Source organism: Rhizobium sp. SEMIA 4085 (assembly GCF_013004495.1).
GTDB classification, from domain to species: Bacteria; Pseudomonadota; Alphaproteobacteria; order Rhizobiales; family Rhizobiaceae; genus Rhizobium; species Rhizobium gallicum.
In genome coordinates this window covers 1-22,239 of sequence record NZ_JABEPH010000056.1, presented here as the reverse complement: position 1 = coordinate 22,239, position 22,239 = coordinate 1, and the positions used below count along the sequence as shown (strand labels likewise).

21 protein-coding genes and 6 pseudogenes are annotated in these 22,239 nt (G+C 58.5%); 14 read left to right on the top strand and 13 right to left on the bottom strand.

Going from position 1 to position 22,239, the window contains the following annotated elements:
- Positions 1-575: aldehyde dehydrogenase family protein (locus tag C9413_RS08530; RefSeq protein WP_170250364.1), on the top strand; the 575-nt coding region annotated here is incomplete at its 5' end.
- Between the two features lie 43 nt (positions 576-618).
- On the opposite strand, the gene C9413_RS08525 is transcribed toward C9413_RS08530, so the two are convergent.
- The 4 genes and pseudogenes from C9413_RS08525 to C9413_RS08510 all read right to left on the bottom strand — a co-directional run bounded on the left by C9413_RS08525 (position 619) and on the right by C9413_RS08510 (position 4,185).
- A complete protein-coding gene (locus C9413_RS08525; protein ID WP_052451716.1) occupies positions 619-1,362 on the bottom strand; it encodes an ImmA/IrrE family metallo-endopeptidase in 744 nt (247 codons plus the stop codon).
- Positions 1,363-1,528: 166 nt separating this feature from the next.
- A complete protein-coding gene (locus tag C9413_RS08520; protein WP_040114389.1) occupies positions 1,529-1,993 on the bottom strand; it encodes a transposase in 465 nt (154 codons plus the stop codon).
- A 42-nt stretch (positions 1,994-2,035) separates the two neighbouring features.
- Positions 2,036-2,406: pseudogene (locus tag C9413_RS08515) on the bottom strand (HNH endonuclease signature motif containing protein).
- An 818-nt stretch (positions 2,407-3,224) separates the two neighbouring features.
- Positions 3,225-4,185 (bottom strand): annotated as a pseudogene (locus tag C9413_RS08510) (IS110 family transposase).
- On the opposite strand from C9413_RS08510, the gene C9413_RS08505 reads away from it, so the two are divergent.
- The 5 genes and pseudogenes from C9413_RS08505 (at position 4,161) to C9413_RS08485 (ending at position 8,302) form a co-directional block, all read left to right on the top strand.
- A complete protein-coding gene (locus C9413_RS08505; protein WP_063856011.1) occupies positions 4,161-4,418 on the top strand; it encodes a hypothetical protein in 258 nt (85 codons plus the stop codon). The pseudogene C9413_RS08510 and the gene C9413_RS08505 overlap by 25 nt on opposite strands.
- Positions 4,419-4,557: 139 nt before the next feature.
- Positions 4,558-5,589 carry a DUF3991 and toprim domain-containing protein gene (locus tag C9413_RS08500; protein ID WP_040114488.1) on the top strand — a complete coding sequence of 344 codons (1,032 nt, stop codon included), beginning with the start codon at positions 4,558-4,560 and terminating at the stop codon, positions 5,587-5,589.
- Positions 5,590-5,646: 57 nt separating this feature from the next.
- Positions 5,647-5,868, top strand: a pseudogene (locus C9413_RS33180) (DUF1419 domain-containing protein); the annotation flags it as partial.
- Positions 5,869-6,391: 523 nt separating this feature from the next.
- The gene (locus tag C9413_RS08490; RefSeq protein ID WP_040114383.1) at positions 6,392-6,979 is read left to right on the top strand and encodes a hypothetical protein; all 588 of its coding nucleotides are present in this window, start codon (positions 6,392-6,394) and stop codon (positions 6,977-6,979) included.
- 396 nt (positions 6,980-7,375) lie between these two features.
- Positions 7,376-8,302: a zincin-like metallopeptidase domain-containing protein gene (locus C9413_RS08485; protein WP_040114384.1), complete on the top strand. Its 927-nt coding sequence runs from the start codon at positions 7,376-7,378 to the stop codon at positions 8,300-8,302.
- Between the two features lie 56 nt (positions 8,303-8,358).
- Here the strand turns inward: C9413_RS08485 and C9413_RS32685 are convergent, their stop codons facing one another.
- Positions 8,359-8,514: a hypothetical protein gene (locus tag C9413_RS32685; RefSeq protein WP_166677333.1), complete on the bottom strand. Its 156-nt coding sequence runs from the start codon at positions 8,512-8,514 to the stop codon at positions 8,359-8,361.
- Between the two features lie 825 nt (positions 8,515-9,339).
- On the opposite strand from C9413_RS32685, the gene C9413_RS08480 reads away from it, so the two are divergent.
- The 5 genes from C9413_RS08480 (at position 9,340) to C9413_RS34415 (ending at position 12,771) form a co-directional block, all read left to right on the top strand.
- Positions 9,340-9,636, top strand: a complete 297-nt coding sequence (locus C9413_RS08480) for a DUF736 domain-containing protein (protein WP_040114392.1) — start codon at positions 9,340-9,342, stop codon at positions 9,634-9,636.
- Positions 9,637-9,880: 244 nt separating this feature from the next.
- Positions 9,881-10,066 carry a hypothetical protein gene (locus C9413_RS08475; RefSeq protein ID WP_040114393.1) on the top strand — a complete coding sequence of 62 codons (186 nt, stop codon included), beginning with the start codon at positions 9,881-9,883 and terminating at the stop codon, positions 10,064-10,066.
- Between the two features lie 431 nt (positions 10,067-10,497).
- Positions 10,498-10,755: a hypothetical protein gene (locus C9413_RS08470; RefSeq protein ID WP_132553110.1), complete on the top strand. Its 258-nt coding sequence runs from the start codon at positions 10,498-10,500 to the stop codon at positions 10,753-10,755.
- 109 nt (positions 10,756-10,864) lie between these two features.
- Positions 10,865-11,608 carry a response regulator transcription factor gene (locus C9413_RS08465; protein WP_052451719.1) on the top strand — a complete coding sequence of 248 codons (744 nt, stop codon included), beginning with the start codon at positions 10,865-10,867 and terminating at the stop codon, positions 11,606-11,608.
- Positions 11,605-12,771, top strand: a complete 1,167-nt coding sequence (locus tag C9413_RS34415; protein ID WP_040114395.1) for an EAL domain-containing response regulator — start codon at positions 11,605-11,607, stop codon at positions 12,769-12,771. Before C9413_RS08465 ends, C9413_RS34415 begins: the two co-directional genes overlap by 4 nt.
- Positions 12,772-12,905: 134 nt before the next feature.
- On the opposite strand, the gene C9413_RS08455 is transcribed toward C9413_RS34415, so the two are convergent.
- From C9413_RS08455 to C9413_RS33175, 4 genes and pseudogenes are all read right to left on the bottom strand, one after another.
- On the bottom strand, positions 12,906-15,206 hold the full coding sequence (locus tag C9413_RS08455) for a PAS domain S-box protein (RefSeq protein WP_170250363.1): 2,301 nt from the start codon (positions 15,204-15,206) through the stop codon (positions 12,906-12,908).
- A 244-nt stretch (positions 15,207-15,450) separates the two neighbouring features.
- Positions 15,451-15,717, bottom strand: a complete 267-nt coding sequence (locus C9413_RS08450; protein ID WP_052451726.1) for a WGR domain-containing protein — start codon at positions 15,715-15,717, stop codon at positions 15,451-15,453.
- A 505-nt stretch (positions 15,718-16,222) separates the two neighbouring features.
- Positions 16,223-16,477: pseudogene (locus C9413_RS08445) on the bottom strand (acyltransferase); the annotation flags it as partial.
- Positions 16,478-16,500: 23 nt separating this feature from the next.
- Positions 16,501-16,658: pseudogene (locus C9413_RS33175) on the bottom strand (diaminopropionate ammonia-lyase); the annotation flags it as partial.
- Positions 16,659-16,670: 12 nt separating this feature from the next.
- On the opposite strand from C9413_RS33175, the pseudogene C9413_RS33170 reads away from it, so the two are divergent.
- Positions 16,671-16,775: pseudogene (locus C9413_RS33170) on the top strand (GntR family transcriptional regulator); the annotation flags it as partial.
- A gap of 179 nt (positions 16,776-16,954) precedes the next feature.
- On the opposite strand, the gene C9413_RS08440 reads toward C9413_RS33170, so the two are convergent.
- Positions 16,955-18,721: a SulP family inorganic anion transporter gene (locus tag C9413_RS08440; RefSeq protein ID WP_170250362.1), complete on the bottom strand. Its 1,767-nt coding sequence runs from the start codon at positions 18,719-18,721 to the stop codon at positions 16,955-16,957.
- A gap of 80 nt (positions 18,722-18,801) precedes the next feature.
- A complete protein-coding gene (locus tag C9413_RS08435; RefSeq protein WP_040116708.1) occupies positions 18,802-19,062 on the bottom strand; it encodes a helix-turn-helix domain-containing protein in 261 nt (86 codons plus the stop codon).
- Between the two features lie 698 nt (positions 19,063-19,760).
- Between C9413_RS08435 and C9413_RS08430 the strand changes: the two genes are divergently transcribed.
- Positions 19,761-19,952 (top strand): twin-arginine translocase TatA/TatE family subunit, encoded by a 192-nt coding sequence (locus C9413_RS08430; protein WP_040116198.1) that lies wholly within the window; start codon positions 19,761-19,763, stop codon positions 19,950-19,952.
- A 27-nt stretch (positions 19,953-19,979) separates the two neighbouring features.
- Here C9413_RS08430 and C9413_RS33165 read toward each other — a convergent pair whose 3' ends face one another.
- Together C9413_RS33165 and C9413_RS08425 are read right to left on the bottom strand one after the other, a co-directional pair.
- Positions 19,980-20,270, bottom strand: coding sequence for a DUF6522 family protein (locus tag C9413_RS33165; protein ID WP_040116199.1), 291 nt, complete (start codon positions 20,268-20,270; stop codon positions 19,980-19,982).
- Between the two features lie 25 nt (positions 20,271-20,295).
- Complete coding sequence (locus tag C9413_RS08425; RefSeq protein ID WP_223844099.1) at positions 20,296-21,147, bottom strand: ferritin family protein; 852 nt, start codon at positions 21,145-21,147, stop codon at positions 20,296-20,298.
- Positions 21,148-21,315: 168 nt separating this feature from the next.
- Here C9413_RS08425 and C9413_RS08420 point away from each other — a divergent pair.
- A partial coding sequence (locus tag C9413_RS08420; protein WP_170250361.1) for an FMN-binding protein occupies positions 21,316-22,239 on the top strand: 924 nt, incomplete at its 3' end.

Genomic DNA, 22,239 nt, shown 5'->3' with positions numbered 1-22,239 from the left:
CGAACCGCCTGTATGCCCCATCGAAGGGTCAGGACGAATTCGCAGAGAAGTTCGCTGCCCGAGCTCGGAAACTGGCCGTGGGTGATGGTTTTGATCCTGAGAGCAGGATCGGGCCACTGATCGACCGCCATCTCCTTGCGAAAGTGGAGTATCATGTCGCGGATGCCATCCAGAAAGGCGGCCTCATACACTGCGGCGGACGACGCTACCACGAGAGCACGTTCTTTGAGCCGACGGTCCTGACCAACGTCACCTCGGATATGGCAGTCGCCCGCGAGGAGACATTCGGTCCGCTGGCTGCCATCATCCGGTTCGATGACGCGGACGACGTCGTCCGGCAGGCGAACGACACGATCTACGGTCTCGCTGCCTACTTCTTCGCGACGGATCACAGACGCGTCTGGCGCGTTGCCGAGGCACTCGAATACGGGATGGTCGGCATCAACACCGGACGCATGTCGTCCGAGGCGGCGCCGTTCGGCGGCTGGAAGCAGTCCGGAGTTGGGCGGGAGGGATCTCGCCACGGCATGGATGAGTACCTCGAGATGAAATACGTCTGTCTTGCCGGGCTTTAGGTTGCCGCGCCACCCACATACTATGTTCAAAGTTGACCAGCGATCACCTCTTGAGCGACGAAGTAAGGGTTCCTAACAGTTGGGCGGCGGGAATAGTCTTGTTCCGCCGCCTCTGATCATTGAGCAAACCCAACCTGCTAAGCTTTATCTCAATCGCCTGTCGCGAAGCCTCGAAATACTGCGACAGATCTGACAGAAGGTCATCGTATGGCATCGAGTTGCACGGTTGGTCGTCGACGAAAATATGGCCGTGCCCGCGGTCCCGAATATCGAATTTCTGTCGGCCCACTTCGACTGCGATGATAAATACCTGAGTGGGCAGAACAATGCTGGAGGCGAATGCATTCGCCTGGAATTCAAGGCGCTCGTAATTGAAGAGCTCGTCGGTATCGAGATCTATGTACAGATCTCGTTCAACGATCGTCTCGGACCGTAGATATCGATCATGCTTCAGGCAAATATGCCCGATTTCGTGTCCTAGGGTAAAGCGCTCCCGATTGCCGTCTCGGTGGGAATTGACCTGAATCGACTTGCGATCAAAATTTGCTGACCCGAGTATCTGCGTTCCGTCTTGATCCACTATTATCTGCTCGCTGAATTGCAGCCGTATAGATAGCGCAGAGCAGATTTTTTTGAGATCGACCGGTCCTGATTTGTAACGTACCTTTTCCAGGACGTCTTGCGCTGCTTTCTCAATCTCCTCGAAGGGGATATACGGAACAGACTGGCGCGCACTCCTAATCGCGACTTCGTCCGTAACAAACAGCTCCGGCTCAAGACTGCGCAAGAGCTGGTTGATGGTGCAACGCGCTTCGACCGGAAGATCACCGTGACCCCGGAATGCGGATCAAGCTTCAACTCGGTCTGCACAATCAATGCCAGTGCCTGATGACCACAGCGAAAGTCCACCGGCCGCGTCGCGATCAGGATCGGCAAGCGTTGGCCCGCGACGATCATGCCGTCCCTCGCATCGCGCGCACCAAGGCCGCAACCCGAGCAACCGCCACATCGACGGGAACCCTCACCACAAGGTCTGTGCCTATTTCTATTGTCACGATCCCCGAGGGGGCCATGACCGGCTCCGGAACCGGCGACAGATCGGCAGCCTCCTGCGGCTCCGTCGTAATCGCCAGGGGCACAAAGGCTGGCTCGAGTGAGCCGCTATTGTCGCAAGGCTCGGCCGGCAGCGATGGCATCAGTTCGGCAGGCAGCGCCAGAAGACCCTGACGCGCCTGCCCTCGCCAGTCCGAAAGCTGATGCGCAGCAAGATCATAATTGAGCGCAACATCAACAACCCGCGCACCGGGCTGAAGGCTTTCCGCTACAATCCGCGCCTTCACATCATTGGGCCATCGCCGGTTTCCACGACGAGGCTCGACAACTTCGCATCGCCCGACAAATCCCTCACCATCCGCCATCCCAAATCTCCAGCTCTTGCCGAAAACCTTCTGACAGAAACCTCAATGTTCACAAACATGTGGAATCAATGGGGTGTAGGCGGCGCATACGATCATTCCGCGCTTCGCCTGCTCGCGGCGGATGGCGTTGCGCTTGCGGGTTACCAGTTCCAGATGATCGGGATGCGGCCGCACGCAAAGGCGGTTGCGGCAGGCGTGGTCGAGTTCCTTCTGCCCGGAATATAGCCGTGCTCGTTGGTCCACATGACGAGATGCACAGCGACCGTCTGCCCTCCCAGGGACATGCGCGGATAGCCAGCTCCGCGGCCCTCGTCGCCGGAGGTCGGGCCGGTCCACAGCCAGCAGCCCGTTACCTCGTCGATCACGACGCGGGACATGATCTTGTTGCGGATCTGATCGCGGCGGGACATCAAGCGTTACCATCCGTCGCCTCTGCGGGTACGGGGGTGTGGTTGGCGCTGCCTCGAAAACAAATTAGGGTCAGTTTTTCGAAGCGATAGGATGAGAGCGCCATGATTGAAGAACCTCGGTTCGGTGCACGCAAGGACGACGACGGGAGTTGGAGTATTTTCGATAGGCGGACAGGTGGCACCGCCCAACGATCAGGCCTCATCTTGGCCGGCCTTAACGAGAAAGCGGTTCTTGGGCTCATTCGGGTCCTCGAAGAGATTGAGGACGCTCCGAAGCGCGTTCATTAAGGTCGGCGCTGCCCACGCCATGGTGTACGGACGGTGCGTCCTCTGGTATATCCGCGTGCGGCAACTCATAGCTCAGGGGAAGAGCGCCAGTCAGTGTGCTGAAGGCCTCCGGTCGAGACGGAGTGGGTTCGCCACCCGTCACATTAGGCATACGCGGTGGGGAGGCAAGAGTGCTTTGCAGGCGATCAACTGCAGCTTCTCCACGCGATCCTGTTCCGGAACGTTATCAACAATGCTGGGGTCCGCGCACATGGGATGTTTGCTGTCAATGCTCCATAATAAATCTCCGCAGTTTTCAAAATCCAGGCCTGAGCTAAATCCACGACGCGGTTCATCGCTGAACCTATCAACCTCACATCCGGTCGCCGTTAAATGCGGCTGCACCAATATCCCGCATACGGCGGGCCAAGCTCAGGACGACGAGACCATTCTAGCAAAACGGCGATTAGCCATGCGGACCCTCGGTTCGTCGGCCTGGATCTGCCAGAACTGATCGGGTTCTGGTAGATTTCGAAAAGATTCAGAACTCAGGCTCAGTTCGAGATGATGACACCCTCCATCAGGACGCCGGAGGTTACGTATTTCCAGAGTGCCACGAGCAGTTTCCGTGCCAGGGCCACGATCGTCGATTTCTTTCGGCGACCTTGATTGGCTTGTGTGCGTTCCCGAAAGCGCGGAATTCGGCTGGTGTCGCAACCACAGCCAGGCCGTCTGGACAAGCATCACCCGGAGTCTAGGATTGCCTGCTTTCGACACGCCTTGCTCCCTGTCGATCGAACCGCTTTGCCAAGGTGTCGGGGCCAGGCCCGCATACGAGGCTATCTGGCGCCGATTGTCGAAATGCCGGTATAGAGCCTCCGTCCACGGGATCGTCGCAACCTCGGCGCCGATCCCCTTGATGGCCAAGAGCATCTCGAGCTGAGGCTCTTTCGTTTGCTTAACTTGCGACAAGAGGAATTTACTGCGATCGGCTTCTACTGACTTGATGTGTTCGAGTAACAGCTCCAGTCGGTCCAGCTCCCGGCTGATCTGCCTTTTCAGATGCACCGGCAAGTCGCGGCCGTCTCCGGTCTTCAGTTCGTTGAGGTGCTTACGCCGGTCTCTATGCAGTGGCTCGTAACCTGACACACCTTGCGAATACAGTAGCCCTTTTATGCGATTGACGTGCGTAACGCGTTCCCCGATCAGTGTCTTGCGTTCCCGGGAAATTCGCCGTTGATCCTCTTCCTCCGCTGATGGGACGTGTACCATCGCGCAGACATGTGGCTCGCCACGGGTGTAGGCCATCAATGTTCGAAGAAGTATTTCACCATCAAGGCGATCTGTCTTTGCCCGTCTTCGACGCCGGGACACAGTAATCGATGCCGGATCTACGACGTTGCTGCTCCTCGCGGTGATCGCGCCCGTAACCCAGCCTTTTGAGGAGCCATCGAGCGGGAATTGGCCCGCTCCTGGATGGAGCCTCTCACATGTCGCACGACCTTTCCCTCGCACATTCCCACGCCTTCCAGCTCTCTCGCGACCTGATGGTCCCGGTCATCGTCTTAGAAGTCGACGGCGAATATGGCGCACTCCCCTCCGAAGAAATCGACGCCGGGGACGACCTTGAAATCATCCATGAGTATATCCCGTGGGAGCTCATTGAGCCGCCTCTTGTCGTTTCCTTGGGCCGTTCCCGCATGCCGCTGGCGAGCCGGCGGCCGCAAGGGAGGCTCCGCCGTGGCTAACGTTTAGAATTGTTGAATCCGACAATTGCCCAGCCACGCCCTTGCAGCCTTTGCTCTTCGCGGCGGTCCGGATTGCGCCCGCGATATTCACGGGAAGGAACGAAGATGAAAGGCTGATCGCACGGCGATCGGAATGGAGATGGAAAGAGAAGAAATCGAGCAATTGCGGAAAACGGTCGGCTGCGGGGCGGTGCTGGAGACCTCGGGTTTTGCAGTCGACGTCAGAGAAAGCACCAGGCGGGCGATGAAGTTTCGCCGCGCAAGTGAGATTATCATTGTTACGCATGACGGGCGCGGCTGGTTCGACCCGCTCGGAGACGAAAAGGGCGATGTTTTTTCCTTGATGTCGCGTCTTGAACACGTCGGCTTTCATGAGGGTTGCCAGCGCATCGCCGCGCTGATCGGCTTCCGACCATCGGTACCGGTGTGGCAGGGGTCAAAGGGCTATCGAGCCGCCAAGATTCCAGTCTTCGAGAAATGGGAGAACCGACGGGCGCCTTGGCCAGGATCGGCCACGTGGCGCTATCTTCGTTGGCAGCGCTCCCTCCCCGCCCGTGTCATTCGTTACGCTATCGCGCAAGGCGTTGTTCGCGAAGGGCCATACGGGAGCATGTGGGCCGGCCATACCGACGATGCGGGTGTCGTTTGCGGCTGGGAAGAACGCGGCAGCGAATGGCGTGGCTTTGCGACTGGCGGCAACAAGGTTCTCTTTCGACTCGGCGCCATGGATGCGCCCCGTCTTTGCGTGACCGAGGCGGCGATCGACGCAATGAGCCTGGGCGCGATCGAGGGTCTGCGAGATGGGACGATGTACCTCAGCACCGGAGGTGGTTGGTCGCCGGCGACGGATGCGGCGATACGCGTGCTCGCCGCTCGTCCCAACGTCCAACTCGTTGCGGCGACGGATGCCAATCCCCAGGGCGACATGTTTGCGGAGCGGCTGCGGACGCTCGCCAACGAGGCCGCCTGCGATTGGATGCGATTGCGCCCGCCCGAGGACGACTGGAATGATACCCTGAAGATTTCAGAGAAGGAAAAGAGGGTGAGGAAAGAGAAAGGCAGAGGCGTGCCGCATTCCGGCCGACCGCGTCAAGGGCAGCTTCGCCCGGCAGAGCCGGCCGGCCCGCATGCCGGCGGCCCTGAAGGTGTCTCGAAAGACGGAAGAGGATGACAGGGTCGTCAGGACCGCGCCGCGCTTCGGTCGGACACGACACCGAAGGAGCCGCAGATGACGGCTTCCACCGCAATCCGCAAAGTCTTCCAGGGCGTCGCCACGGGCCAGCAGATGTTCCGCATGTTTGACCGTCACGCCCAGCGCCCGAACCGCTGGAGGATGACGCGCCGTTGTTCTACGCCGGCGAGATTCGAGATCGGTGAAACGTACATGTTCGAAATCCTGCAGCCACTCTGGATCCGCGGTTCGATGTTTGCCATGCGCGAGTTCCTCACCCGCGATGGAGATTTCCAGGTCTATGTCGGCTTTTTGATCGCGGAGACCGACCTAAGGCTCGGCGTCTGTGACTGGGGCTATTGCGTCAATCGCGTCGAAACCGCCGCCTGCTTTGGTGCGCGAACCGGGTCGGCCCAGTGATGGTCCCTCGATCGAGCAGTTGCTCGCCTGCGGCGAGCTGAGAGGGGCCGCGGCTCTACTAAAGGGCGCCATATTCAATGGCATCCTTCGGAACAGACCCGTGCCGGCTGCCCTTCGGTTGTGATGCGGTCTGAACCGGCGTCCGTTCGTTTCAAGGCCGCTTCGCGCCGCGGTGCGGCCGGACTGCGGCGTCCTCGGCAAAGCAGGTCCGCGCGCCTCGCTAGGTCAGTTTGACCTGCTTGCGCGCATCCCGGCTTTGCTCGTCTTGCCGGGCCCGGACCCTGAAACGCCCGTCTTCCACCGGTTCTCGTTGACCGCACCGAAGGGCAAGCCGGCAAGTGCCGGAACCACTTCGGGAGCAAAACCATGAAAGGAAGAGCCCATGGCCAAGGCCGCAACCCAATCCCGCCAATCCGCCCGCGTCGCGCAACTTCGAAAGGGCGCCACCCTCGAAATGGTCCGGCTCACTTGCCCGGACACCGCCCAGGCGCTGAAACTCGCCGAGAATTTCGGCATCGCGGTCATCGACAGCGACGGCATCCGCGAACTGCATGAGCGCCTGATCATCGAGACCGCCGATAGCCTCTCCGAGGCGCTCGGAGAACGGGCGATGCAGATCCATCTCCAACGCATCGTCGGCGCCTTCGTCGGCTCCGCGCATGGAGCCGGCCAGTTCTACTCCCGCGCCGTCACCGAGGCACGGGATGCCACCGCCAAGGCCGCCAATGACACGCGCGATGAGGACCTTGACGGTCCGGTCGGCTACGACAGCGCCGCCCAGCGCAAGCGCGAGTTCGCAGCCGACATGGGGGTACAGGCACACGCTCTTCGAATGGCAGCCGAAGGCACCATCGCAGCCTATAAGCAAATCATTGGCGAGGTCTGGAAGCCCTTCGACCGGCCGGTCGACAACCCGGGCCACTCGCTCGACCGCAAGGCGGCCGAGACGCAGATGTCGGCTTTCGACTGAGCCATACCCTCGGCGGGCTTCGGTCCCGCCTTGAAGTCTATCGAGACGCAAAGTTGGAGCGGCTTAGAAAAGGCCGCCATCGTTTAAACCTCAGCGATTGCCTGCTTTATGCCTGCATCTAATTCCATGGCTTGCCGAACCTCGCCACGACCGGCGAGTTTCGGTCCACGGATATCAAACCGTTCCTTGAAGTTTCCGATGCCGAGAGGCTCAGACCGGCCGGTCGCGACCCCGTCCGGCCTTTGGTCCTGCCGAAGCGAGGGGTTCGGTCAACGGCTTCGCCGTCCTCCACCTTCGTTCCGGCCTCACGGTGCCCTCACCCCTTGCCGCTCCGCCCTTTGGACCGCCGTGACGGGGTCGCGATGGCGCGGCCTCTTGAAAAATGGAGGTTGGAGAATGAGCAGGAAAGACGACGGCCAACGTGCCGATCTCTACACACGGATCACCGACAAGATCATCGAGGACCTGAGCAATGGTGTTCGGCCGTGGATGAAGCCGTGGAATGCGGCGAACGCGAATGGCCGCATCACCCGACCTCTGCGTCACAATGGGAAGCCCTATTCCGGGATGAACGTGCTCCTCCTCTGGTCGGAGGGAACCGCGCGCGGTTACGGCTCGCCGATGTGGATGACATTCAAGCAGGCTCTCGAACTCGGAGCCGCCGTCCGCAAGGGCGAGACTGGCGCGACGGTGGTCTTTGCGAGCCGCTTTACCAAATCCGAAACCGACGGAAATGGCGACGAGGTCGAGCGCGAAATTCCCTTCCTGAAGGCTTATACCGTCTTCAATATCGAGCAGATCGGTGGCCTTCCGGAACAATTCGATCATCGCCCTGCCCCGTTCCTTGATCCGGTCGAGCGCATCGAGCACGCCGATCGCTTCTTCCGCAACACCGGCGCGGTGATCCGACATGGCGGCAACCAAGCCTTCTTTGCTCCCGCCGCCGATCTTATCCAGATGCCGCATTTTGAGAGCTTCAGGGATGCGGAAAGCTACTATGCCACATTAAGTCATGAGGCCACCCATTGGGTTGGCGCATCGCATCGGCTGAATCGCGACCTCAGCCGTTACCACAAGGAGCGGTCAGATAGAGCCCGCGAGGAATTGATCGCCGAGCTTGGAAGCTGCTTCCTCTGCGCCGATCTCGGGATCGCGCCCGAACTGGAGCCTCGGCCGGATCACGCCTCTTACCTTCAGTCCTGGCTATCGGTCCTCGCCGGCGACAAGCGGGCCATCTTCCAGGCTGCGGCGCATGCACAGCGTGCGGTGGCCTATCTCCACGATCTCCAGCCGGTTGGCCAGCAAGATCGGCCGGCCGCCTAGTTTTTTGCTTGATCAGGGCCGTCAATGGCGGCGGGCTCCTTTTGCGGGCATCGCCGTTATTTGCGGATCTTCATCGGGCAATCGGCAGAAGGACGCGCCGTGGCGCCTGCCGCGGGGCGGATCTGCTTAGGCACTACACACTCAGCGACGAGGATCTCGGCCATATCAACCAGCGACGCCGACCCCAGTCCCGCCGTCTTGCGCAAGTCCACCGAGGCACTCCTCGTTCTCTTTCGCTCATCGCATCCTGAACAAGCGGCCTTGTCGCAAACGCCAGACTTAGTCCCACCTTCGCGCAGGCGCCAAGTCGGAAAACACGGCTTAGACCTCTCGGATAGCCGCGCCGAATCAACAAAATCGAATTCAAACATAGCCGGGAGAGAGAAGCCGACTGAACCGCCCCCGCAACTCCTCATACTTTCTTCCTTTTTCTGATCACTTGTTTCAAGCTGATAAGCTCCTTCAGGGCAGCATCCCGCAAACGAGCCCCTGTCGACGAAGGTCGACACTCTTCGCCGCCCGACACCGCTGCGATCACCAGATGGATTGTGCGCGACGCTGAGCATTGACATTCCCAGCTCGTACCACGCGGCTCCGTCGCCATGCGCAGATAAGCTGACTCGCAGGAGTAAAGTTCGCCTTCCTTCTCGTCTGAGTGAGCGGCTGGACGGCTGGACGTGATGCAAGGTAGCGCCTGACCTCGGCAAGTCGTCCTCGTCCGGATTTACATCGTGAGCCACGGCCTTCTCCTCCATGAAGCTGCGTGAGGTGCGTCCTCTGCGGCCTTTCTTGTTGGCGTATCTCACACCGCGTCCGGCTTGCAGCCCCACCTCGATCCCGCAACAGCGCATTGCCGACCTTCTTCCCCGCCGTGCTCGGCTGACGCCTGCGCGCGGCTTCCTCGCGAGACAAGAAGCTCCGCGCTGCGCCGCCCTCCATTCCATTTCGGCCCTTCGGGTGCGGGCCGGTCGCCCGGTGTTCTCCGATCGCCATCAAGGCCGCGATGGTCGCGACCTGATACAGCAAGGAGAAGACAAATGGCTCAGATCGGCACTTTCACCCGCAACGAAGACGGCTCTTTCGTCGGAGTTATCAAGACGCTCAACCTCAACATCAAGGCCCGCCTCGTTGTCGCCGAGAAGGAAAACGACAAGTCGCCCGACCTTCGCGCCCTCGCAGGCACCATCGAGATCGGCGCCGGCTGGAAGAAGACCGCCAAGGAAACCGGCCGGGAATATCACTCGATCAAGCTTGACGACCCGAGCTTCCCCGCTCCGATCTACGCGAGCCTCGTCGAGAACGAGGACGGATACGTTCTCATCTGGTCGCGCTGAGGCGGCGGCCAGCCACCGGACGCGGCGCTCCATCAAGGAGCGCCGCAGTTCCGCAAAGGAGGAGCTTTGAAAGACGCTCTTCGACAGATCATCAAGCCCGAACGGCAGACGTGATACCCTGCCGTCGCCGCGCCGGCTCGGTCTGGTGAAGATAGACAGTGAAGGTGTCCCAAGGCGGGGTGATCGAGAGTTGCCAGAATATCCGCCCCTCTCGCCGCGGTGATATCCTCCCATGGAGAACAACATGGGTCAACCTTTCGTCCCTGGTCATATGACCCTTGTCGCCATCGGTGAAGGTGAGCGGGATCGCCTCGGCCAGATCCTCTGGCGAGACGCCGCGAAGGTAATCGAGATACCACTATCGAAAGATGTTACGGCAGCGCGCAGCGTGCCCAAGGTTGGCGTATCGTCCGTGTTGTCGGAAGTATAGCCATGCCGAACGTCGATTAGACGCGCTGGAAGATCCGAGCCGCGACATAAGTGGTTGATCAGGCGCCCGCTCGTGCCGTTGCCGAAAAGGGGCCGTCGAGGGTGCGCTCGCCGATGAACCGATGATCTACTGGAAAATCCATGCCCTTCACCGAGATGCCACCATTTACCTTATTTAACAATTGCGAAATCCTGAGTTAACCGCGGGCATGACACTACTGGCCAACGCTTCCCAACCGCTGACGGCGTATGAGATCAGCGTGCCTCCAAAATGGGCTCAAATTCATGCCTAGCACTGCTCCGCGAGACCGCGTTCAATCGACATACCTATCTCGCCTCGCCGCTGATCTCAGGACAAGCGCGCGATTAAAGAGGAACTGCCGCTTTATGGTACGGCTCGTGTACCCTGCAAGGGCGCTAAGGAATCTGACCATGACTAAAGCGTTAGTTGTGGAAGTCTCTGAAAACGGCGCCCGGATACGAACCAGTTGCTCCACGGTTCCTGATCATTTTTATATCGTGCTGGGGAACTACGAGTATTTCATAGGAGTGACCGCATTTCGCCGGTCAACGGGCGAAATTGAGGTCGAGTTCATAAAAGAACAGCCGACTCGATTTATTAACGCTCTTTCCCGCATCGAGTTTCCACTCGCGACTATTCACGATCTGAAGAGGGTTCTTGAGGTCTAACGATGCGACTCCGCACTTTAGATTCGCCGTGTCGAGCGAGCGGCTGCAACTTGGCCCTCTACGAGCAAGAGGAATTTTACAAGCGCCGAGGTCACGGGAGGCTGATTCGTTGGATATCCTCCTAGTCGAAGACGATGATCTGGTCGCAAGAACGATCATCGAATCCTGGCCCGTGCCTGGAGACAATATTCGACTGATCTCAAACTACAAGCAGTGCCTGCGGACGATACACAGCGCCGAGATCGACTTCTTCGATGGTGCGATCGTTGACGTAAATTTGCCCGATGGGAACGGACTGGAGATACTTCGTACAGTCAGAAGGCACTCGGACATCCCTCTGATCTTGATTTCGGGGTCGGGAAGCCCGGAGAGCCGGGCGACAGCTTTGGACGCGGGCGCGGATGACTATGTGATGAAGCCGTTTTCGGTTCGTGAACTCCAGGCACGCCTCACCCGTGCTGTGACAAAATCGGAGAGCATACGGCCCGAGGTTCTGCCGTGTGAGTTGGCGATCGGAAGCGTTCGGTGCGATCTGACGAGAAGAGCCCTACTGTTTCACGGCAAGACGCTGCCGCTCACTGAGCTCGAAGCGCGGCTACTGTCAGAGCTCAGCAGAAACCCCGGGCGAACCTGCAGTAAGTCACAGCTGTCAAAACATGCTTGCTTCAGAGAATATGATCCGCGCGACAAGACGCTAGAGGTGTACATCGCAAGAGTGAGACGAAAGGTCGAGCAACTGGACCCGAAGAGTGTGGAATATATTCAGACGGTACGCGGGGTCGGATATCGTTTAGTTCCGCCAACGGAGGGAGCTGATATGTCAAACGCGCCACAGCCAAGGAATCCAAGGTGAAGGCGGTACTAATTGATGACGATCCCGAGGTCTGTCATCTGCTGCAAGTCCAACTGCAGCACATCGGCGTAGAGGCGCGCGCGGTTACAACGATTAGCGACATGCTCGACGCCGTAAGGCGGGAGAACCCCGACATTGTGTTTGTCGACTTGTCTCTCGGCGATGCCGACGGAATTGATGTTTTTCACATGCTCCGAGACCTCCGGTTTATGGGGCCCATTATTATAGTCAGCGGTCATCCCGAAATGGTACTTCGTCACGCGAAGGATATTGCGCTTCGCATGGGGTTGGACGCAAAGGCAACGCTTAGAAAGCCATTCAAGCTGCAAGATTTAAGACGGGTTCTAAACGAGGCGACAAACGTTACGTCCACCATCGCACGCGTTAATAAACCAAGTCCAGACGCGACGTTGCGCGAGGCGCTTCAGAAGGATTGGATCAATTTCTGGTTTCAGCCACAGGTTGATCTCAAGACTGGTCTTATAGTGGGCGCTGAGTGCCTGGCCCGGATCAGACACCCCAGCGACGGTCTGGTCTTTCCCGGCCAGTTCTTGCCGACAGCCGACGACGATGACCTTCATGAACTCACGATTAGGGCCGCAGATGCTGCGGCAAAAGCTGCGTCACTTGATTTGCGGGATGGTGTGCCGCTACGTTTCTCGATAAACGTTTCCACTCACAGCATGAAACAACCTGGGCTGATTTTTCAGCTCAAACGGATGTGCGCCGTTAGTGCCCTAGACCTGACTTTGGAGATCACCGAAAGTGACCGCGGTGATAGTTCGGTCTGCCGAGCGTTTGCGACACGCGCTGTGCTACACGGGTTCAAGATTTCAATCGATGATTTCGGATCCGGTTACGCTACCTTTGAACGGCTGCGACATACACCCTTTTCGGAACTCAAGTTGGATCGATCTGTTGTAAACGGATGTTCAGGCGACCGCGCTCTGAGAAATATCTGTGTCGCGACCATACAGTTGGCCCACGGCTTTAATGCGCACGCAGTTGCCGAAGGGGTTGAGACGCCGGAGGATGCCGCGACGCTCGCTGAGATCGGATGTGACGTCGCGCAGGGTTATTTCTATGCACCAGCGTTGCCCCTTGATGAATTTGCAGCGTATGTTCGGTTCCCCAAAAAAATTCTGCCGCGGGGCAACTCGTAATATGACCACTGCTCAATTTCTGAGCTGCCTCACCAGATCAGATCGCGTGCTCCCCTTGGGCTGAAGGGGTAGCCTCGGCAATCGCCGTTGTATTACACCGCGTCGAAGTTGGGGCTTAGCTGACGTCCAATCTGCTAAATGAACTGTCTTCCGCTCTTACCATCGAGTATCAAGCGCACCTTTGCGGCCAAGTCCCTTGGTCGGTAAGGTTTAGTGAGAAAGTCGACGCCAAGGTCGAGCCTCCCTTGATGAACTATAGCGTTCTCTGCGTATCCGGAAGTAAGCAAAATAGGTATATTTGGTTGAATCTTGCGAGCCTCTTCCGCCAGCTGGCACCCATTTAGGCTGCCAGGCATGATTACGTCCGTGAACAGAAGGTCGATATCAGCGATTTCGCGTAGAGCGTGCAAGCCCTCTTGACCGTTTCGAGCCGAAATAATTTGGTAACCGAGATTTTCGAGTTGTGCGGCTACATAACTTAGTACCAACTCATCGTCCTCCACCAGAAGAATCTTCTCAGAGCCTTTGGGGAGAATGGCGTGGTTCGCATAGGACCTTACCTCTTTCTTGGCTTGAATGGCCTTCGGGAGGTACATCTTCACCGTCGTCCCCTGGCCGGGTTTCGAGTAAATCTTGACGTGCCCGTTCGATTGTTTGGCAAAACCAAAGACCATACTGAGACCCAAACCGCTCCCCTTCCCAACCTCCTTGGTCGTAAAGAACGGCTCAAAGGCGCGCGTGAGGACGTGGGATTCCATCCCAATCCCCGTGTCAGAGATGGCCATTATCACATATTGACCGGGAGAAATGTCCGCGTTCCAATCCACATCATCTTTACCGATTGAGATATTTCTAGTTTCAATCATCAGGCGCCCGCCGAGGGGCATCGCATCGCGCGCATTAATGCAAAGGTTTAGGATGGCGGTCGCAAGCTGGGAAGGATCGACGAGCGCATTCCAGAGGCCGGCTGATTGGATGAATTCGACTTCTATGTTTTCGGAAAGTGCCCTCCGTAACAGACCGTCGATATCCTTCAGGAGTAAATTGAGATCGACGGCTTGCGGCTCGAGAGCCTGCCGGCGCGCGAAGGCGAGCAGCCGGTGAATAAGGTCAGCCCCTTTTTGAGCGGCCGCTGACGTCATTTCCGCAAGGCGACGAAGGCTCTCATCCTCGCTCAGCCGTTCGGCGAGAACCTCTGCATTGCCCAGTATGACGGTTAGAAGATTGTTGAAGTCATGCGCTACACCCCCCGTCAACTGCCCCACTGCCTCAAGCTTTTGGGCTTGCCTTAGTTGCTCCTCGACTGCGAGGCGCCTTGTGATGTCCGAGTTGATCGAAAGGATGGATCGCGGACTACCATCCCCATCACGCATCAGCGAACAGCGGACCTCTACGGCAATGCGGCTCCCATCCTTGCGCTTTTGCGCGATCTCCCCACTCCAGTCTCCCGTTGCCACGACGGCGGCAACATAAGTGAGTAGGTCGAGCTCATCGCAATACAGCAATTGTCCAAGCGATTGGCCCACTGCTTCTTCCGCCGTCCACCCGTAGATTCGCTCTGCACCCTTATTCCAGAACAGAATTCTCTGGTCGATATCATGAACGATAATCGCATCCCGAGCCATGTCGAGAAGAGCCGCCTGCTGTGCAAGCTTATCTTCGGCTTCTTTACGCGCCGAAACGTCAGTCATTCCACCGACACATCGAACCGGTTTTCTCTGACGATCGTAGATGATATATGCAGAATCCTCGACGTGCGCGATCGAGCCATCTCCCCGAAAGAATCTGTACTGATCCTCCCAGTTTTGTTCCTTGGAATCCATAGCCTCTTGCGTGGAGCCTAATACGCGCTCTAGATCGTCCGGATGGACACGCATCTTCCAGAATTCAAGATTCCGGCGACTTTCTTCGGGCGAGTGGCCAAACACAGTCTTGAGGCCTTCGCTCCACCAGAGGTTACCCGTGATAACATTCCAATCCCAGATTACGTCTGTGGTTACGCTTGAAACTGCCCGGAACAGTTCCTCGCTCTCGCGAGTCTTCTGTTCAGCGGCAAGACGCTCGGTGACATCCTGGGCCATGATCAACCTCGCATTTCGCCCTTCAAATTCGAAGGCATGGGACGAGATCTCTGCAAAGATAATCCGGCCATCCTTAAGTCGATGGCGCCAAACGCCGGACTCCTCGATGCCGCGGGGCCCCTGGGTTGCACTTTCCAACAGGGCAGGCACATCTTCGGGGGGACGAATGTCCCTGATGGTCATCTTGGAGAAATCCTGCCGAGAGTACCCATAGAGGGCGACGGCAGCGTCATTTACCATCAAGAATTGCAGCGTCTCAACGTTGTAAACCCACATCGCTTGTGGGTGGGAATCGAATAGTTGCACACAGTCAGATTCACTTTGACGCGGCGCCTTGAAGGGATCATTTGTCATTGTCGTTGGCTGTATCATCGCGATCACTGAAAACCAAGACGATCCTGTTCCGCGACCGACGGGCAAGGCTTGTGCGAGATGGCGTCCATCGCCGGTTTCTCCGTCAGCTCGACGCATCATTTCCGCGCGACCAGGTGCAAACGCCCTGGTATGGCACCCACATTGCAATCAAGATGCGAAGCGCCGTTGGAAGGTAGCTTCCCGCGCTCCTCTTCTCTCGATCGAGGGGAACGAGGCCTTGCGATCAATTGCGTGGAGAGCGTCCCACCGCGCGCGGTCGATATCCTCGCGCTCGCTTCTGGCGCATAATGTCGAGAAAGAGATCGACGGCCTCTTCTTCCCGCTCGAACAGGTGGACCTTGCTCTGCCCTCTTTTGCCGATCCGACCCCATGTCCGCTTGAGGCAGGTTGTGCCGAACAACGTGCCGGAAATCTCCATCACGTAGTAGCGTGCCATGTTCTTGGTGGCATCTGTCCGTTCGACATAAAGATGATAAGGCTGAGCAATCATGCCCGCAGAATCCGAAAATTCGGCGCTAGCGTCCAACGAGACTTATGAATCGGTCATGGTGGTTCGATTCATAACGATGATGGGTGCGAAAGCGTGCTGATGAAGGATTGCGACCGGAGCCCGTAAGGGCTCCGCCTCTTCGGGTGACGATGCTCTCGCGAGCTCCAGGTCCGCTCCAATCACTAAATTTCTGTCCTACGTCTTCGGAACCATTGAGCTTTTCCTGATGAAAGGTGACGGCGATGGAAGAGCAATCCGCCACCGAATGCGCTGAACGGGGAGATTGCCGAGCTCATCAAGGATCAAGAGGATCGGAATGGACAAGAAGGGGCGATTGGCCGGAGCGCCGCCGCGCCTTCTCCTGCTTGATCGCGTTGACGAGATCGACGGTCTAGAAGGGGCGAGGCGTGCGGCCTTAGGCAACAGACCTGACCTCCGGTTCGGCCGTCTCGGCTGCGACAGGCAGCCTCGAAGGCAGGCGATGCCTGTTCAGTTAGTTCGCCCCCACCAGCAGGTCGACTCCGTCAACCTTGATGAAACGGCGCAGTAAGCCCATGTGGGCCGCCACACCGCTCGAATCGTAGGCGATTGCACGAAGCTCAGGTCTTGCGCCGGCCCAGCTTCGACCACCATCGAACGGCTTTGCATTATAGGCCCCGGTCGGTCCATAGGTTTTTCGGAAGAACTCGGCGAGTTCGACATGGTCGGAGAGTTGCAACTCTTTTTCCCAGCACAGTTTCCATCGCACCTTAGAGCGCATGCAAAGACCTCTTTTTTTGCTGTTGACTGGAGTTCTGTGATGTTTACCGCTCGCTTCAAAGAAGCAGTTGGATCACCGAGTAGGCGCCACCCAATGCCTTGAACCTTCCCGCGCTAAGGCGATGACGTTCGTCCTTAATGTGGATCGCACCAACCCCAATCTGCTCCGCCAGTCCAGGCAGACGCCACGAGCGCTCGCTCACGCCCACACGCGGCAGTTCCAGCACGATTTCATATCGTTTCTGAGCGAAAACTATACGACCGATGTCTCGTTAGGCCCGCTTGCCGCGGCGCAATAGCAATGTCCCTGCCCGAAAAGATCGGCTTCATCGGAACCTGCGCTATCATCGATGCCATGGCGTGCCTCAAGCGCGCCACCTCCAGCTCGAGTTCATCGAGGAGGCCGGTCACCTTGCGATATTCGTCACAATGCTTGTTGAAGCGTGCGTCCGTCGCCATCAGCGTGCGCACGGTTTCTTCATTCTCGGAAAACCTCGCCAGCAACAATCCGTTCAACCATCCTGTTGGTTCCCTGCTTCTGCGTCCCTTGCGGTATTCCTGCACGCGCGGTCGTCACTGCGTCGGCCAGCGTTCTCTTGAAGCGCACCCGCGGCGGTCGCATGCCGTGTATCAGAAGCACGCGCCGGACTGCCGATGATGCACCGCCAATGTGAACGGCGGCGCCTTGGTGATAAGCCTTGCGCACAAAGCCTTCAATAGTGGCGGCGCCGGTCGAGTCGAGAATCGGCACGCCTGAGAAATCAATGACATAGGCTTTGGGTTGCTCACCGATGCGATCCAGCGCGGCCCCGACCCCCGCCGCCGCACCGAAGAAGAATGCCCCGGATATCCGGCAGACGACGATGTCCGGATCGGTTGCCAGATCCGCCTCGTAAGGCTCGCGTCCGTTGCCATTCATCGTGTCGGGCTTGTCTAGTTCCGCGACCGGCCATGTGTGCTCGACTTCGACGGCCTCCGCCATGCGGTGCAGGAAAAGCAGCGTCCCCAATGCAAAGCCGACCAGAATCCCCTCGGTCAGGTCACGAAACACAACCAGCAAGAAGGTGATCAGCAGCACGACAGCATCGCCTCGCGAGGCGCGCACGAGCGTCGCGAACTCGTGCTTTTCCACCATGTTCCAGGCCACGACAGCCAGCACCGCTGCCAATGCCGCCAGCGGGACGTAAGCGGCAAGCGGCGCGGCGATGAGCATGAACAGCAGCAGAAAGACCGAATGAAGCATTCCTGATATCGGCCCGCGCGCGCCGGAGCGGACGTTGGTTGCTGTGCGGGCGATGTTGCCGGTCACGCAGAAACCGCCAAAGAGCGGAGCGGCGATGTTGGCCACGCCTTGGGCCACCAGCTCGCAGTTGGAACGATGCCGCCGGCCGCTCATTGAGTCCGCCACGACCGCCGAGAGCAGGCTCTCGATGCAGCCGAGCAGCGCAAAGGAAAACGCGGAGGGGAGGACTTCGACCACTTTCGCCCAGGAGAGCGGCGGTAGCTGCGGCATTGGAAGCGACTGTGGAATGCCGCCAAAGCGGGTGCCGACAGTTTCGACGGGCAAGCCGAGCACGGCGGACGCGCTGGCTGCGGCCGCCACCGCGATGATGAAAGCGGGCCAGTGCGCGCGGAACCGGCGTACGACGACGATGATGCCGATCGTCAGGGCCGCGACGACAATTGCTGAGATGTTGAACGTCGCCAAAGCGCTGCCGATCGCCAGAAGCTTCGGCAGCAGCGGCCCGGGCTCCTGGTCGAGCGTAAGGCCGAGCAATTCCTTGAGCTGACTTGCAAAAATGATGATCGCGATGCCGGAAGTGAACCCGACCGTCACCGGATAGGGAATGTACTTGATAAACGTCCCGAGCCGCAGCAATCCGATCGCCATCAGCATCACTCCCGAGATCATCGTCGCCAGGAGAAGGCCGTCGAGCCCGTGCTGCGCCACAGTCGCGGACACGAGCACGATGAACGCGCCGGCCGGTCCGGCAATCTGAAAGCGGCTGCCACCAAGCACGGATACGATGAAGCCACCGATGATTGACGTGTAGAGCCCGCGATCGGGCGTGACGCCGGAGGCGATCGCGATCGCCATCGACAGCGGCAGTGCGACGATGGCGACAGTCAGACCGGAAATGGCATCAGCTTTTAGATCCGCGAGGCCGTAGCGCTCGTGGAGAACAGTGACAAGTTTGGGCGTAAACATGTCAACAAAGCTGGGTTCAACTGTTCGAGCGGCCATGACCAACCTTTCGCTTGCCACAACAGAGGCGGATCGTCGGCCACCAGGCGGTCGGCGCCGCTACACGGAAAACCTTAGATTCAGCCCGAGTTCACAGAGTGTTTGAGGCGAACCCCGCGCCCGCCATCGCCGCTGACGGCATGCTCGCCAATCAGCTCGATGCCGGCGCGGTCGAGCGCCTCGACCACCTTGACCAAGGAATCGATCACTCCCCGCACATTCCCGGCGCTCGCCTCCATGCGCTGGATAGTTGGCACAGAAACGCCAGCCATCGCTGCCATGGTTTTCTGGTCGATGTCGAGAAGGGCGCGGGCGGCACGAAGCTGGGCAGCGGTGATCATCTGAGCGTTCATGTTCATTTATGAGAAGTAATGTTGCTAACGTTATCACTGACTGGAAAAACATCAACATACATGGAATAGATCTCGGTTGAACACCTGACATGGGAAGCGCCGGCAATTGCGATGTCCGCATGACACAACGCTATAGATCCAGCCAGAAGCCTTATGGCACTTGGCCGTCATTGATTACCGGGGCTGCGCGGCCCGCCGATACGGGCAGTCGAACGATTGTCGGGTTGATCAGAGATGGGTCGAAAAGCGAATTGCACTAAGCGGGGCCGTTGACGCCTAACCGGCACCATCCTTTGTTAGCTCTGAGATCAGCCGCCGCTCAAAAATGTGCGATCCCCTAAATATACGTGAAGATCAGTTCGCCGGCCGCCGAGGAGGTGTCGATCGTATCCTCGAGGCCGAGAAGGTCGATCTTCCGCTCGTCACCTTATCCTTTGGGATCGTGCCGCGAAGACAACCGACCGGAAAACCTCTCAACCTATCTGGAAAACAGCAAGCGGCGTGACAGCGTTCAGGCTTCGTCCTACCTCGGCATTTGTTTAGCGCGAAATCGGCGCTATGCCCGCTCTTGAGATATGTCAAATATTCCAGCGGCTGAACGCCATATATTTTGCTCAAGGGACCTGGAGGTCAGTGAGGCAATCTCGCCGCGCTCGGTGCAATTGCCAGGAGTTAGGAGTTTTGCAATGGGTTCGTTCAGCGCATGGCATTGGCTGATTGTAATGGTGATCGTTCTGCTGCTCTTCGGCCGCGGCAAGATCCCAACATTGATGGGTGACGTCGCACAGGGGATCAAAGCTTTCAAGAAGGGGATCTCAGAGGAGCACAAAGTCTCTTCTGACCCTGACGAGATAGCCCAAAGCAAGATTGAGCGATGAGGGCGAGTACCTGGCGAACACCCGTATTTACCCAAGGATCCGGCGGCCGGTCCTTTTCACAGAGCCAGCCCGGGCAAAGGTCATCTCTTCGGAAAGGACAGTATTTGACTCGTCCAGGAGCGCGCGCCAAATGCGGTTGCCGATCCTGAGGCTTAGCCGCCGCAGCCCCGAATCGTCGCCCTCTCCAATTTCCACAGTACTTGCAACCAAACCCATCTGCAGATTTCGCTTGAACTCGGCTCTAGAGAGGCCGAATCGCGTGGAGAGCTCCGTGGGATCCAGAACAAAGTCACCATTGTCGTCGCGCGTTATCTGCATACTGGATCCTCTTTCCGCAGCCTCGTCATGATAGCATCTCTAGACGCCGCACCACAGACAGGCAGTGAATAAGTTCGCCCGCGAACTTCTGAGCCAGATCACGCCCCGCCTGATCTTTGCAGCTCTCCGCAATGTCGAGATAACAGTCAAGCAGAAGCTCGCTCAATCCGGGAAGGTTCGGCGCCTCGCCGTTTCGTGGCATGGCAACCGTCATTGGACCCGCGAAAGGCCAGAACCGGACAGCGCCAGCACGTGCCCGTGCCTGACGCGCGAGCACAATGACTTCAGCAATGTCGGCCGCCTCCACTGTCGAAAACTGCCCGTCCAGGGCACCGGTCAGCCGTTCCTCCAAAAACGCGATGCTTTTGACGACGGTCGCCTCCGAGCGCCTCAGAGCGTGGAACGCACGACGTCGTTCCTGGCGAAGCGTGGCGACATGTCCGAGCTCTTCCCGTGCCATGCGCTCGGCGGCTGATCGCATCTCCGGCGTCGGCGCGTGGGCAGCAACATAGGTCCAGAAAACGAAGGCGCGTTCCTCATTGCGTACCGCAATCGAGAACGCCCGATAGGCGCTCAGCATTTGCGGCGCGACAATACCCGCACCCTCATCGTCAAAGAGTCCGTGCTGATCCGGGAGAGGCGCCGTCTCGAAGGGAATACCCGTTTGAGCCGACCATTGCTCGATCATGCCGAGATGGCCCTGCTCCTCGGCGGCAAGCCTGTCAAAAACGGAAGCAAGCTCGGCTTTTCCATCCTTGAGCATGCGTTCGGACAATGCTTGGTAGCCGGCAACCGCTTCCTGCTCCATCGACCGCGCGGTCGTCAGCAGATCCAACATCGATTGGATGGGTCTTGGCTCGGCGCTCAATCTCTGCATGGGCATATCCTCCTGTTGCGTCTCAAAAGCGCCCTGCGGCGGCTGTCGTCGCAACTGCATTAGCAGGAGAGAAAATCCAAGAGTTTGACCTTGATCAAAGAATGATGCCGTCAGGCAACTAGGTTGCTGCCAACTGATCACCGAGATTCTGCAGGCAGCAACGGCACCATGTCTTTTCCGATTTTCAGATGGTCCCACCAGCGCATCGTCCGAGGGCTGATTTACCTGTGTCTGGCTCTTCTTTCTGCCGTGCCGGCTTTTTGCGGCGACCAGTTGTCGGCCTATTTGCCGAATGTGCAGCCGTCGGAGCTCTTTGCAGGAGCCGATCGTTTCGGCGCCCTCCAGGGAGAGCCGCCGATCGCGCCGGTATTCCGCGGCAACGATATGGTGGGCTACGCCTACCTCAATTCCGACTTCACGGCATCGACGGGTTATTCCGGCAAACCGATCCACATCATCGTCGGCATCGATCCGGCCGGTGTCGTCAAAGGCATCAAGCTCATCGATCATAAGGAGCCGATCGTCCTGATCGGCATACCACAGGCGAGGGTCGTCGCCGCCTTGAATTCGATTATTGGCAAGGATCTCGGGCGTGTGGCGGCAGGGCAAGAAAGGCCGCCTCAGGTCGATATCGTCAGCGGCGCCACCGTCACCGTCCTGGTGATGGGCGACAGTGTCGTGCGATCGGCCGTCAAACTCATCCGCAGTCGCCGGCTTGATGGCAGTGTGTCGCAAGGTGCCGCGCTCACAGTCGCCGATACACGGAAAGTCGATGAAGCAAAGACCGGGACCCATAACTGGCAGACTTTGATCGGCGATGGATCTGTGCGCAGTCTGCGGCTTACGGTGGGCGAAGTTTCGCAGGCCTTTCTGGCCGCGAAACGACCAGAAGCTGCCGCGCATCCTGAAGATCCAAAGCCGGAAAACCGTTTCATCGACCTTTTCATCGCGCCAGTCAGCGTTCCTGCGATCGGCCGCAGCCTGCTCGGCGACACAGTCTACCAGCGCTTGCGTGGCAAGCTAAAACCCGACCAGTCCGCGCTGATCGTTGCCGGCGACGGTGCCTATTCCTTCAAGGGTTCAGGTTATGTC

Bases quoted from the DNA above. Each gene is read 5' to 3' on its own strand.
- C9413_RS08520 (WP_040114389.1), bottom strand. From the start codon at position 1,993: ATGGCGGATGGTGAGGGATTTGTCGGGCGATGCGAAGTTGTCGAGCCT.
- C9413_RS08505 (WP_063856011.1), top strand. From the start codon at position 4,161: ATGTCGCACGACCTTTCCCTCGCACATTCCCACGCCTTCCAGCTCTCT.
- C9413_RS08500 (WP_040114488.1), top strand. From the start codon at position 4,558: ATGGAAAGAGAAGAAATCGAGCAATTGCGGAAAACGGTCGGCTGCGGG.
- C9413_RS08490 (WP_040114383.1), top strand. From the start codon at position 6,392: ATGGCCAAGGCCGCAACCCAATCCCGCCAATCCGCCCGCGTCGCGCAA.
- C9413_RS08485 (WP_040114384.1), top strand. From the start codon at position 7,376: ATGAGCAGGAAAGACGACGGCCAACGTGCCGATCTCTACACACGGATC.
- C9413_RS08480 (WP_040114392.1), top strand. From the start codon at position 9,340: ATGGCTCAGATCGGCACTTTCACCCGCAACGAAGACGGCTCTTTCGTC.
- C9413_RS08475 (WP_040114393.1), top strand. From the start codon at position 9,881: ATGGGTCAACCTTTCGTCCCTGGTCATATGACCCTTGTCGCCATCGGT.
- C9413_RS08470 (WP_132553110.1), top strand. From the start codon at position 10,498: ATGACTAAAGCGTTAGTTGTGGAAGTCTCTGAAAACGGCGCCCGGATA.
- C9413_RS08455 (WP_170250363.1), bottom strand. From the start codon at position 15,206: ATGACAAATGATCCCTTCAAGGCGCCGCGTCAAAGTGAATCTGACTGT.
- C9413_RS08450 (WP_052451726.1), bottom strand. From the start codon at position 15,717: ATGATTGCTCAGCCTTATCATCTTTATGTCGAACGGACAGATGCCACC.
- C9413_RS08440 (WP_170250362.1), bottom strand. From the start codon at position 18,721: ATGGCCGCTCGAACAGTTGAACCCAGCTTTGTTGACATGTTTACGCCC.
- C9413_RS08435 (WP_040116708.1), bottom strand. From the start codon at position 19,062: ATGATCACCGCTGCCCAGCTTCGTGCCGCCCGCGCCCTTCTCGACATC.
- C9413_RS08430 (WP_040116198.1), top strand. From the start codon at position 19,761: ATGGGTTCGTTCAGCGCATGGCATTGGCTGATTGTAATGGTGATCGTT.
- C9413_RS33165 (WP_040116199.1), bottom strand. From the start codon at position 20,270: ATGCAGATAACGCGCGACGACAATGGTGACTTTGTTCTGGATCCCACG.
- C9413_RS08425 (WP_223844099.1), bottom strand. From the start codon at position 21,147: ATGCAGAGATTGAGCGCCGAGCCAAGACCCATCCAATCGATGTTGGAT.